Below are 12,172 nucleotides of genomic sequence, written 5' to 3'. Positions count from 1 at the left end.
GACAACTATCCTGACGCGGCGGGTTCTTTAATATCAATCCATCTAGGCGCGTGCGATCCTTTTCGTCCGCCCTTGGTACCTTCCTGAATATTGATTCCTCCAAATTTTTGAGCCTCCCTTTTTAAGCGCTGAAGGTCGCATAAAACTGCTTCTCTGAGGCGCATTCCTAATGTTCGTGCGAGGCCGAGTATGGCGGCAAGTCGAATATTTCCATTGTTTCTCAGTTGATATTGGGCTTGGAGTACTTCGTCGAGATCAATCCCGTCTGGTACTTGACTGCGGACGTAGCAACGTTTTTTTCCTAAGGCATTAGCAATTTTATCTATGCGGATATAATTGTCTCCGCGCATTATTTTTAAAACGACGTTGCATGATGAGATTCTGTTGTGTGCGGTTGATACAGCGATTATCTCGTTGCTCATTAGTGCCTTGATATGTTCTGAGTACGCGAGTAAATGGCTGTTGGTTATGTCCCATAGGTCGTTTATTTTGTGATGCTCTTCTATCCAGTCAATGAAGAGGTTGAATCTCTCGCAGTGGGCGCTGGTCGTTGCAAAGTGGCCGGACTTAAAATGATCTCTTAGCTTGTTTTTTACTGCGTATTTTAGATTTCGTCCGTATCCCATGTTTTTCGAGGCGTGTTTCGCGTGTTGTGGCATAACTGGTTTTCCATAAAAAGCTAGAGGGCTAATGCCCTAGAGGGGTAATAGATATTCCTATAAGGGTCGCATCCAGCTCCGCCAGGAGTTGGTTAGTGTTAACAGGGATTTTTCCCTGCAACTAGCTGCGGGTTTAGATAGGTGAAGTACCCGGAGAGGGTTGTTGCACCGGAAATGCACGGCCGTTTGTGTCCTAGGCGGACGGCGGAGAACGGCTGGCGGGCTGACGATGCTCCGCCGCATTGAATGATTCGCGCGTGATTGTTTCTCATAGTCCGAGGCTGTGTGTCACACAGCTGCTCCGCAGAGCGGAGATACAAGAGGAGATCACCGGTTTGGTGGATAGCTAACCAACACAAATGGTCGACGTACCACAGAGGGTAGATTGGCGTAGCAGCCCCTTGCAGCTAATAGCGCAAAAGCAGGCTCGCCGGATATCAAGATAGAAACAGGCAGTCCGATAAGGGCCACGTTGTTCATAAGTGGAGGGTAGAGCCACTAGGGCTTGGTCTGCAGTCGACGCCTGTGCATCGATGTTCTGACCTGAAGTGCTGGAATCAGCTAGTCATTGCTGCAGGCTCTCATGAGTCTGAGCGGACATCTTGATGATTTCACAGAGGTCACAACCAGTGCAACCCTCCTGATGAGCTTGTCGCTGGTTTTGTCACGCACGTATCCGGAGAAAGTGCACGGCGTATGGGGCTTCGAGGCCAACAAAAAAAACCGTCTCTGTTGAGCAGGTGCATTGCGTATTGGAGGCATGAGGTATCATTTTAGTGTTGTCCTAGGCGTGGGAGGTCATTCTGTAGTGGGCTAGGTAGATGTAAAAAGGTGCACAAAAGTGAACCAAATTACCAAGCTTGGCCATTGCCTGTTGCTGGAGTAGGTGCATAAAAGTGAACCCTTTTGCACTTGGTTTACTGGGCATGCCCTTGGCAGGGTTTCATACGATAGGTGAGCGAGATTGGCAGGTTCGTTTCGATTGAATATTCCAGGCCCATACTCCGAGGTTCTTTTCCTGGAGAGTGTGCAAGAGGTAGCAAACTATATTTCCTGGCGCCTAGAAGGGGTTGCTGATGAGTTGGGTAGCTTAAGTTGTCCATCAGTTAGTTCTGCAAATGGCGGGGGTGAGTTGTCCGGACGTATTGCATTTAAAGATGTGCGTAGTTTTAGTGACTCGCCTGGGAAGATTGTCCGTGAAATCTTTCTATATCTTGGAAGTGCCGCCTTAGGGAGTTCACTAGCCATGTTGGTTGTTGATCTTCTCAGAGAAGAGATTTTGGAATGCTTGATGAGTGCTCTGCCTAGCGGTTCGGCCAGAAAGGATGGGGTATTATTAATAGTCGAGATGAAAGATGGCGTGCTGCGCTTGAGGCTTGCTTCGGATCGCTGCCGATCGGCTATTCATGTTCGAGCAAAATATACTCCCGCATTCTATGTTGATATCTAATAAATACCTACTTCGGGATAGCTGGGAGTGGCTGGCTATTCAGTCGGTGCTAAGGGCTAGTGTACCCTCTTCAAGGTCGATAGCGCAGCCGGTCCGCCTCTTTGAATACTCGGCGCAGTTTGGTTTTGCGGTCATCCAGCACGTCGTCGTACTGCTACACCAGCTCGGCATCCAGCGGCATATAGCTGTTCACGCCATTGCTGAACTCATGCAAGTGGCAGCTGTGCCAGCCGAAGGCCGCCTGAATGAAGTGGTGCAGTTTGCGTAGGGTGCAGTCGCCGTTCACCCAGATGCGCCGCCAGATCGGCGGATCGAGCTGCAATGGCTCTAGCTGGATATGTAGGGCGTAGAGCAGGGGTTGGGTGGCCTACGGGCTCCATCTGTCAGTGATAAAGCCAGGGCTTCAGTTCATCGAGGTTGGCTACAACAATCTGCTGAGCCTCGGGCATGGCATGCACCTTAGTCGGGTCGATCTGGTAGCGCTGCAACACGTACTGCACCAGCGCGCCACGGGTCTCGATCAGTAGCTGGCCGTCCTGCATGCCATAGTCTGCTTCGATAATGGCACGCTGCTCAGGCTTCAGGCGCGAGTCGGGTTCGATGACCACCGCGAGCTCGGTATTCCACCCGCAATCCAGGTCCCGGCTGTGTTCAGACTGGTCATCCATAAGCCCCGGCTCACCGCGGAAACGACTGAGCACAAAGTCCCGATAATCTCCGTTCTTCTCGCAGTAAGCGCGTACATGCCAACGCATGCCGGTGTAAATCAGGGTATGTGGGGCAATCAACCTGGTCTCAACGTCCGGGGTGCTGAAAGACACATACTCGCACTCCAGCCGCAGTCCCTCTCGGCAGGCTTTGAGCAGAGGGCGCAACACCTGCGGGCGGACTGAACGATCCGGTACACCCAGCACCTCGGTGTGCGCATAGGCCAGGGCTAGCCCGTCGATATGAACCCGCCCGCTCGTAGTTTTGATTAAGCAGATGCAGGTAGGCACTGGCACTGTCATCAATGAACAGCGGCTTGAAGTGGCGGCTCGGCACATACCCCTTCAAATGCTTGTCGTATTCCAGGTTCTTCGGCGCGTACTCGGAAATGTACGAGTTGATGTCCTTCGACGCCTGCTGGCGGCTGATGCCGAAGCTCTGCATCAGATGGCCAGTGGTTAAGCGGCCTTCCCACCAGGCGACCGTCTCGATCAAACGGTAGCGCAGCGCCAGATCCCAGCGAACCGACGCGATTTCCTGCTTACGCTTCATAGCCTCTCCATCTGCTCGAAAACTTTACCTGTACGGGCAAACACCGTAGATACGTCGCTCAACACTACATATCTGTGATAGCCAGAGACAAGCGGGCAGATGTCAGTTAGTCCGAGGGCTGTAGCTAGTCCGGTATGAGAACGCTATCCCGGGTCCTGATGCAGAAGGGAGCAAGGCCATGAGTCGAAGAAAACATTGTGATGCCCTGCAATGGCTGGCCGCCGGATTGGCGGTATTCCTGTTGGTCAGTGCTCAGGCTCAGGACCGAGACCTGGATAACGATGGCGTCTGGGATTACGGCAGAGGCGGCATCGACCGGGATGTCGATAACGATGGCACCTGGGATTACGACAAGGGCGGTATCGACCGCGATCTGGATAACGACGGGACTTGGGATCACGGCGCCGGTGGCATTGACCGAGATGTCGACAATGACGGCAGTTGGGACCATGACGCCGGCGGTATAGACCGTGACTTGGACAACGACGGGCTGTGAGACGAGTCCGCTGACGGCATTGATAGGGACCTTGATAACGATGGAGCTTGGGATGAGTGACTCACTGATGGCTACAGCCTGTGCCGAATTGACTGTTGATGGAGAGGGGCTGGAGTTGCTCATGCCCTGCTACGTGGCTCGTCAGGAGCGTGTGATTGCCAGCATGGGGACGATGGAGCATTTCCGTGAGTGCTTTCCCTGTGCAGCCGAGGGTGCCGGGCTGGTGGCTCTGCCTTGGTATGAAGGCATCGAGGAGTGTATGGAGTCGGTTAATCTTCACCCCTTTGAAGATGCAGCTGGCTATATGCCCACCGGGCATCGCCTGAGCATTCCCAGCGTGCATATCCGCTTGGAGGAAGGCTGCGTAGTGGCGCGCCGCGAGCGCATCAGCCTGACGCGGCATTAAATGTCGGAACAAGCTGACCGCCCCGGCAAAAGAACGGGCCCCGGCTTTACCCCTGCCTTGTCAGTGGATAAGGTGGCGGGCATAGCAAATGGCAGATCGTGGTATCCAGGGATGGCCATCTATAAGTGCTGCCGCCACAGCACTTATTGCGTAAGTCACTCTCTGGGGCCCCTACGGCTCTATTTTCAGCCGCTAATCGATTTCGGGCCGCTCGTTGATCCGGGCGAGAGAGGGTGTCGTGCATGAATGAATTAGTTGAGGCCTTGCTGGCCGCCGTTCCCGCCGATGGATCTGGTATCGGTAATCAGTCGTTGCTAGAGCGACTCAGAATTCAATTCCCTCAGTTAACTGACGATTTCTATTGGGAAACACGTGACGCACTCGTTGATCAGGGAGTGCTGCAGACCGGTAAAGGTCGTGGTGGGTCTGTGCGGCGCACAGACGTTAAGGTCCCACCAGCAAGTGATTGGGTTCAATTTCTCCGTAGCTATGGGCCGTCATCGTCAAACTTGGCGATGTTTGACGAGTATGTTTCAAGGGCGTTAGCGCAGGCTGGAGTCCAGCCGATTAGCCTGGCAGCTCCTATGTTAGAAGATATGGTGCGACACCTCGAGTCGAAGGTGCCAGGGTCTATTTTGATCGCCGGAACAGCTGGTGATGGAAAGACCTATCACTGCCGTTCCCTCTGGGAGCGCATTGGTGGAGACCCTAAGGCTTGGGCTGCCAAAGGCAACGTGAAAGAGTTACCTCTGGCGGATGGACGTTTGGCTGTGTTCATCAAGGACCTTTCAGAGTTCAATGGCGAGGAAAGCGACCTGCCGTTGCAGCTACTTGAAGGGTCGGTGCTAGGAGGCGATGACTCCGTAGTCGTGATCCTTGCTGCAAACCATGGCCAAATTCTTGATCGTCTTCGTGATTTAGGACGGCGCCAGGAGCGTGATCACCCACTTCGCAAACCGCTGCAAGAGCGCTTCTTACAGGCGGGACCAGCACCTGATCGCCTGGCAGTTTTTGATCTCAGTCGCTCGACTAGCCGCAAAACGTTAGACGAGGTTGCTCTGGCTGTGGCAGGGCATCCCGAGTGGGACAACTGCAAGCACTGCGCACTCCAGAGCGACGGTAAAGTTTGTCCCATTGACGAGAATCGCCGCAGGCTATTGGGTGAGTCAGATAGTGGTCAGCTTTCTCGCCGCCTTGGCGATTTGGTCGAAATTGCCAGGCACAATGGTTTGCATCTCCCTATACGCGACTTGCTTGCGCTTTGTTCGAACATGATTCTCGGTTGCTCCGATGCCAAGCAGGCTAAGGACAACCTGATGACCTGCGCGGATGTCGCGAAGATCCAGGATGGTGGCGACCTTAGCAAAGCTAGTGTCTATGCCAACGTCTTCGGCGCCAATCTACTTAAAAGAAGGACTTCTGACCGTCCCATCTTCAAAGCGATGTCCAGCTTTGGGGTGGGCGATGAGTCGACCAATGCTGCTGATGGATTGCTTGTCTATGGCAAGGATGATTCGCGACTGCAAGCCGACTTCGGTCGCTTGGTTGCGAGCGATCCGATATACGGCGCTACGACTGCCTTTCGAGCAGCCCAGGACGCCTATTTGGAGGGGTACGAGGGGGCTCGCTTAGAAGGAGGAGCCACCGAGTTTCTGGGGATGCTGGAAGACCAGCGCCGCAGACTTTTCTTCACGCTTCCGGATGGGGAAAGGGGCTATCCGTATTGGTCGATGACTGCCTTCAGCTTTGCTGGGGACTACTTAGAAATCATCGAGTCGCTCAAAGCGCAGAAGCCTGTGAGCGAGACGGTTCGTGGGCGCATCGCAAAGGGCCTCAACCGAGTATTAACAGGTCTTCTTCTCGAAAACGAAGATCGTCTCTTTATCGCCAGTTCAGGTGGCTTCACGCAAAGCCGGGTGAGTGTGCTTTGTGACTACGAGACTCTCTCCCGTAGGCAGAGCGGCGTTGGTATGGCGATCAGGCTCTCCGAGGAAACGGGGCGCCCTCGACTCGACGTTTCGCTTGCTATGGGGGCGGGTAATTCGGTCGCTTTCGACCTAACGCCTATTCGCCACGAGTTTCTCTCGCGTGTGGCTGAGGGGGCTTTGCCCGCAAGTTTCTCCAACGAATGTCTCGAAGATCTATTGGCTTTCAAGGCAAAACTCTTGCGCAAGGCTGAGATTGTCAAGAAAGCCAGCGTGACTGGAGATGATGACGAAATCGGTGGAGAGACTTCCGTGTTGACACTGAACTTCATCGATATCGAGCCCGGCGGTCGCGGTTTTTCGCGCCCCGTGACTGTGAGGGTTTCTGAATGAGCGCAATCATCAAGAGGCCTGAGATTAAAAGCGTCGATTTTTGTGTCGACGAAAATATTTGGGGACATCGCCTTTACGATGAGCAGCTCCCTCACCTGACTGTTCTGGAGTTCTTGGGCGTACTAGGTTCGAACTTGGATCGACCGCTTAGGCCTCACCAAGACCAAGGCGGCTCCGTCATGTTCAAGCCACAGAGGCAAGTCCGCCTACGTGCGTTGCTGTTCAACAATCCCTACGTTGAATCAATTGCAGAAAGCACCGTGTCTGATGAGGAGAAATGGAAGCAGTGGTTTGAGCGTTTTAGGCAGGGAGCAACTGGTAATGGTGATGAAGACATGGCCTATCTGCGTCGCTCGTTTACCAGTTTTGATGACTTCGCAAAGGCCATTGAGCTGCTGCGCTCGTCGTCATTTGAATCTCGTAGTAACAAGCGTTGGAGTTCAAAGTTTGTCTTTCCTTTCGGTCCCGACGCTCTTTATGAGGACTTGGCGATCAATGCGAAAGGAGGAATGAGCAATGATCGTCGCTTCTTTGCTCGTACAGGTGAGCTGCTCTATCTCATGCTCACACGTGCCAAGCGTGGAGCCGAGCTCGGTGACAGCCTTGCAGAGCGTCTTTTTGATCACGGGGCCCCGATGAATCGTTTGGTCAGGGCTCTTCAAGGGGCGCCGCAGACCGCCGAAGAACCAAGACTTTCGGGTTATCTACCCGAGGTTGCCAATAATCGCTTCGACCAAATCTGCGAAGACTGGTTGTCGATCTTGAGCAAGGATATGCCGATCTACGATGCCTTGGAGCATTTGATAGCGATCACTGGCCTGAACATGCTGCTCTATTTCCTAGAGCGTGCTAAGCGTGTAGCAGGTGATGACGATCCGGTCGAAATTGTCTGCGAAATCGTCTCCAAGGAACGTACGAAGGTGCGAGCTCTTTCTAGCGACAGCTATCAACTCAATCAAGGGTTGCCTTCAAAGGCAGTGCGGGCTCATGTCGAATCGATCCGTTTGGATGTTGAGTGGGCCGCAGCTGAGGCTAAGGAATTTCCGGATGCCGAGCGAGTGAAGCTAATGCGCGATCGCTTTCAGTGGCCGCCGACTGATGGTGGCGACGATGAGGACTTCACTGATAAGAGTCCTGAAGAGTTAGTTGCCAAACTGACCGAAAACGCCTTATCGCGTCATGAGCAGCATGTCGGCAAGATTCATGCTTCATGGTCGCGAGCGATCGGGCTCAGCTCACGTAGGCTCTCGAGACGCACCCGTTATGCGCCGAACGATAGGTTGCTCAAGTCGATTGTTGTGTCGATCGTTGAAGAGCGGATGCAGTTCGATGAGTTTCTCGCTGAGGCCAAGCGCCGTTATGGCCTGGTAATTGGTGATGCGGAGGGCGCGCGCCTAGTTGGCGCCAAGCTTGTTGATCAAGAAGAGCTCAGCGAGAACCGAAACAATCTTGAAACCCGTCTCGTCAGCTTGGGCTTAGTACGCAGGCTCTCCGACTCCTGCTCGTTTGTAGAAAATCCGTTCGCGTTTCAGGGAGAAGCCGCATGCTGACCGATCGCATTATTGGGCGCGTCGGCGCGGACATTCTCGCACAGCGCATATCTAAGCCTAGCCAGGCTGGTGATTTGGCCGCGCTTTTCAGGCTAGACAAATTATCAGGCGGTCAGATTGCGGCAGTTGCGCGAGCTATTCTGGCCAATCCAGATCTGCTCGCCCAAGTGGATCTAATGATCCCGGAGGCTTTGGTAGGAGGCCAAGGCCTGCCGTTGGATATCCTGATTCCACATAACGCTGGCTATGTGCGCAACAACGCTGTGACCACTAAGGCGGCAATCCTTACGGCCAATGGCAATGAACATAATCTCGCGGACACGCTGGGCCATGTGATGGCCATCGGTGCCAAAGAGATGCGGGCCGATCCTGAACCGTGGGTCGAGGCCACGCTGCATTCGGGTGGTATCTCGCCGGTGCCTGAGGACCGAGCGGTGTTCCATGCGGCTCTTGATGGGCTATTAGCATCCTCGGAGCTTTCGTTAGTGCAACTTGGCGAATTTTGCTCCGCTATCGTCGAAGCTTTCGCCACGCATGGCTTACCCATCCGTGATGCGATTGGCTTCGCCCTGCCGTGCGCGGGACTTCCAAGAGACAGCACATTCTTCTCGAATGCCAAAACTTTCGGGGCAATGCGCAAGCCATGGCACAAAGCTTTCATCAAGCTCTTTGCTCAGCGTGCGCCGCTTCTTAAGAAGCTCCGCCAGAATGGCCAACCTCTTGATCCGGACGAGATAATCGAGCGAATCGAGGCCCATGCTGGAGAAATTTCGGATGGGGCCCGCCAGGCTATCGTGGCCTTTGCTAACGCCCCTGCTGGAGATCAAGAAGCATCCGAGGTCCTTGCTCAATTCGAGTGGGAAGGCGATGGCGTATACCTTGCCTTCGACAAGCCCAAAGAAAAGCAGCTTGGCTTAGCAGAGTCGACAATCCGCTTCTTCGATCATGAGTGCGACCAAGAGGACGCACTTGATAACGAAAGCCGCAAGCTATTGGAGGATCTGAAGGGCCGTGAGCGGCGCTCAGATTTTACTGAGGAGGACGAGGAGTTTTTCGTTAAGCAGCGAAGGCTCTTGGAACAGGACACCAAACTTTGCTCGCGTTGGGAAAAGGCTCTCTATGGCAAGCCCATCGACTGCAATGACTTCTTCGATGGATTCGCTCGTGTGGTCAATAGCCTGCACGCCGGCCTGCGAGATCCAGAGGGGGAACGAATTCTCCGCTTTACGGTGACTAAGGGCCGCAAGGATTGGCGCGAGCGATTCAACTACGACGCTGGCAGTTATTTCTCTGCGATGTACCGCGGATTAAAGGAGCTTATGGGCTCTAAGGTTGAGTGGAGGGTCGAGCGGCTGGGAAATGCAAACTTACCCGACCCACTTTTTGACTATGAGGCCTTCTTCGCCAAGGAGAAGGAGCTTCGTAACGATAAGAAGAGCAAGATTCGTCCAAATTCGTCGCTATCGCGCTTAGCTCTGCAAATCAAGTTTGACGTGGCCTTAATTCAGGTAGTTAAAGATAAAGAGACGGTGTTGGCTAAGACACAGCTCCTTTGGAGCTACAGGCCTACAACGATTGGTCTTTCGCTGACCGCTGACATGCGTCGCCTCCTGGAGAAAGGGGGAGTAGGTTGTACTGAGGTTCCCCGCAAGTTAGTAAGTAAAAAGGGGGGCGTACAAAATGTCTCTTTGCTCGACACCGGGACATTGGAAGCGACTTACTCGACTGATGCTGGGTCATTGGTGCCGGCGGCAAGTAAGCTCCAGAGCCTGCGCCATGTAATTAAAACTCGTATCAAAGAGCTCGCCGAAGAGGGTAGGCTGACGGCACATCAGCAAAATGAAATTAAGGCGTCTTGGGATAAGTTCGAAGAGGACTACATCAAGGCGATGGAGGACTTCGTCACGACTGGCCTGCATGGCGAGGCTGTTATACGTCAAGCGGAGTCTTACGCTGAACTATTGAATACCCTGATGGCGCATGCTCGTGGTGACGTTTGTCGTTCGCGACTGGTCTCCGAAGTACTGTCAGTGGGCACTGTCCGTGTTGCCGGAGATAACCCGGTCGTGATCATCCCACCGTGGCATCCCGAGCGAATGAAGGCCCTTGCGGTAAAGACGCGGCGCGTTGCCGGTTTTGCCACTCACTTGCTATCAAGTAATAGCATTCTCTATGGCGACCGCGAGATTTTTATGCGGGAGCTCTCTGATGAGATCGCACATCCATTCTATCCAGAGATCGCGGTTCTCAATCGAGCCGGAGCTTTAGAGCTGAATCGCCCCGGCTTTTGTGGAGGCCGTTTCGTTTAAGTCAGGCCGCCATGGCCTGACCTGCTTGTTGCTGGTAGAAGTTTGCCTCAGCTTCCGCAGGCGGGATATAGCCGATTGAACTCAGCAACCGCTGGTGGTTGTACCAGTGCACCCATTTCAAAGTCGCCATCTCAACAGCTTCGCGGCTCTTCCATGATTGACGGTAAATCAGCTCGGCCTTGTACAGCCCGTTGATTGTTTCGGCCAAGGCGTTGTCGTAGCTATCGCCCTTGCTGCCAACTGAGGGCTCAATACCGGCCTCTGCCAGTCGCTCGGTATAGCGGATCGAGACGTACTGACTGCCACGGTCGCTGTGATGGATCAGGCCGCCAGTGCGATGCGGTTGGCGGGCGTATAGGGCCTGCTCCAGGGCATCCAGCACGAAGTCGGTCTTCATGCTGGTACTGACTCGCCAGCCGACGATCCGTCGCGCAAATACGTCAATCACGAAGGCCACATACAGCCAGCCCTGCCAGGTCGACACGTACGTGAAGTCCGACACCCACAACTGGTTCGGGCGATCGGCATGGAACTGGCGCTGTACGCGATCCAGCGGGCAGAGCGACTTGTCGCCGGCCACCGTTGTCCGCACGACCTGGCCGCGCCTAATGCCCTGCAATCCAGCCCGACGCATCAACCGTTCCACCGTGCATCTGGCCGTCTCGATGCCTTCTCGCCGGAGTTGCTTCCAGACCTTCACCGCGCCATAGCACTGCATGTTGGTGTTCCACACCCGCTGGATTTCCAAGATCAACGCGTCATCGCGCCGAGCACGGCAACAGCGCAGTTCCGGGTTGCGCTGCTGCGCCGCGTGCCGGCGGTAACCGGACGGGGCGATCTGCAAGACACGGCAGATCGACTCGACCCCGAGACGGTCACGATGCTGATCGACAAATGCCCTCAGGACTTGGTGCGGCGGTCGAGCTCCGCCTGGGCAAAATACGCACTGGCCAGGCGCAGAATCTCGTTGGCTTTGCGCAACTCACGGTTCTCACGCTCCAGGGCTTTGATGCGTTCGCGCTCTTCGGTGGTCGGCCCAGGACGCTGACCGGCATCAGTCTGGTGGCGACGAATCCAGCCATGCAGGGTTTGCGCTGCACAACCAATCTTCGGGGCGATGGCCTCAATGGCCGCCCACTCGGAGGGGTAGTCGTTCAGGTGCTCCAGAACCATGCGCACAGCACGTTCACGGACTTCGGGGGAGTAGGTCGTAGTCTTTCTCATAGCCTCATCTTCTCAAGAGTTGAGGCCTCCACGAAACCCGGGGCGATTCAAGACCGTCAATCAGGCGTGGGCGGAAATTTCTGATAAGTCACCGGAAGAAAAGGCCGCTATCGCATCAAGGAAGCTTCAATACATTCTGGATGAGCCATATGGCGAAAACGGCTTAACCGGTTCCTTTACCCAGCTAGTTGACATGGTGGTTGGTGTAACGCCTGAAAAAGAGCCAGCCCCAATTTTTATGCAGCGCAGTGGTGAGGTCTACGGCCCGCTGGTACTTGGTTTTGGCCGCTTGAATAGCTATAAGCAACTTGAAGAGCTAGAGCGTCTTTCCGAAGCTCTCCCGGACTGGTTTTACATTTATAATCCGGGCGCGAGAAATACAATTCCTAAGTCGGTACTCAATAAGGGGAAACATCTATATTTTGTGGCGCCGGATTAGGCGTTCATTAAGTGCTATTCATTATCTCTATTGACTCAAGGGTAGATACGGGTTTCTAGCA

General features: G+C 54.2%; 10 protein-coding genes, 1 pseudogene and 1 other annotated feature. Of the genes and pseudogenes, 7 read left to right on the top strand and 4 right to left on the bottom strand.

Translation table 11 applies throughout. The annotated features are described in order from the left end of the window. Positions 1–5: 5 nt before the first annotated feature. The gene (locus tag LW136_RS13225) at positions 6–659 is read right to left on the bottom strand and encodes an integrase domain-containing protein (protein ID WP_234173088.1); all 654 of its coding nucleotides are present in this window, start codon (positions 657–659) and stop codon (positions 6–8) included. A 982-nt stretch (positions 660–1,641) separates the two neighbouring features. On the opposite strand from LW136_RS13225, the gene LW136_RS13220 reads away from it, so the two are divergent. After that, the gene (locus LW136_RS13220; protein WP_125867762.1) at positions 1,642–2,109 is read left to right on the top strand and encodes a hypothetical protein; all 468 of its coding nucleotides are present in this window, start codon (positions 1,642–1,644) and stop codon (positions 2,107–2,109) included. A 154-nt stretch (positions 2,110–2,263) separates the two neighbouring features. On the opposite strand, the gene LW136_RS13215 is transcribed toward LW136_RS13220, so the two are convergent. Both LW136_RS13215 and LW136_RS13210 read right to left on the bottom strand, forming a co-directional pair. Then, entirely contained in the window at positions 2,264–2,431 is a 168-nt protein-coding gene (locus tag LW136_RS13215) for a plasmid pRiA4b ORF-3 family protein (RefSeq protein ID WP_234173087.1), read from the bottom strand. Between the two features lie 61 nt (positions 2,432–2,492). Next, positions 2,493–3,369, bottom strand: a pseudogene (locus LW136_RS13210) (helix-turn-helix transcriptional regulator). A 178-nt stretch (positions 3,370–3,547) separates the two neighbouring features. Here LW136_RS13210 and LW136_RS13205 point away from each other — a divergent pair. From LW136_RS13205 to LW136_RS13185, 5 genes are all read left to right on the top strand, one after another. Next, entirely contained in the window at positions 3,548–3,865 is a 318-nt protein-coding gene (locus LW136_RS13205; RefSeq protein ID WP_234173086.1) for a hydrolase, read from the top strand. Between the two features lie 52 nt (positions 3,866–3,917). After that, the gene (locus LW136_RS13200; RefSeq protein WP_234173085.1) at positions 3,918–4,271 is read left to right on the top strand and encodes a hypothetical protein; all 354 of its coding nucleotides are present in this window, start codon (positions 3,918–3,920) and stop codon (positions 4,269–4,271) included. Between the two features lie 242 nt (positions 4,272–4,513). Next, positions 4,514–6,589, top strand: a complete 2,076-nt coding sequence (locus tag LW136_RS13195; RefSeq protein WP_234173084.1) for a hypothetical protein — start codon at positions 4,514–4,516, stop codon at positions 6,587–6,589. Continuing rightward, positions 6,586–8,139, top strand: a complete 1,554-nt coding sequence (locus LW136_RS13190) for a hypothetical protein (protein WP_234173083.1) — start codon at positions 6,586–6,588, stop codon at positions 8,137–8,139. The genes LW136_RS13195 and LW136_RS13190 overlap by 4 nt, the downstream gene beginning before the upstream one ends. Beyond that, positions 8,133–10,448, top strand: coding sequence for a hypothetical protein (locus LW136_RS13185; RefSeq protein ID WP_234173082.1), 2,316 nt, complete (start codon positions 8,133–8,135; stop codon positions 10,446–10,448). Before LW136_RS13190 ends, LW136_RS13185 begins: the two co-directional genes overlap by 7 nt. A 1-nt stretch (position 10,449) precedes the next feature. Here the strand turns inward: LW136_RS13185 and LW136_RS13180 are convergent. Beyond that, positions 10,450–11,672, bottom strand: a protein-coding gene (locus tag LW136_RS13180; RefSeq protein WP_101152418.1) for an IS3 family transposase whose coding sequence is annotated in 2 segments (ribosomal slippage) — positions 10,450–11,387 and positions 11,387–11,672 — 1,224 coding nt in all. Because the reading frame shifts where the segments join, the coding sequence is not laid out codon by codon here. Then, positions 11,278–11,394: a sequence feature (AL1L pseudoknot), on the bottom strand. (Overlaps the previous gene by 117 nt.) 19 nt (positions 11,673–11,691) lie before the next feature. Between LW136_RS13180 and LW136_RS13175 the strand changes: the two genes are divergently transcribed. After that, entirely contained in the window at positions 11,692–12,111 is a 420-nt protein-coding gene (locus LW136_RS13175; RefSeq protein ID WP_234173081.1) for a hypothetical protein, read from the top strand. Positions 12,112–12,172 lie beyond the last annotated feature (61 nt).

The organism is Stutzerimonas kunmingensis, from assembly GCF_021432085.1.
In the GTDB taxonomy this organism is placed as follows: Bacteria; Pseudomonadota; Gammaproteobacteria; order Pseudomonadales; family Pseudomonadaceae; genus Stutzerimonas.
Note: the sequence above shows the minus strand (reverse complement) of the source record. Positions and strands in the feature narration are given on the sequence as shown.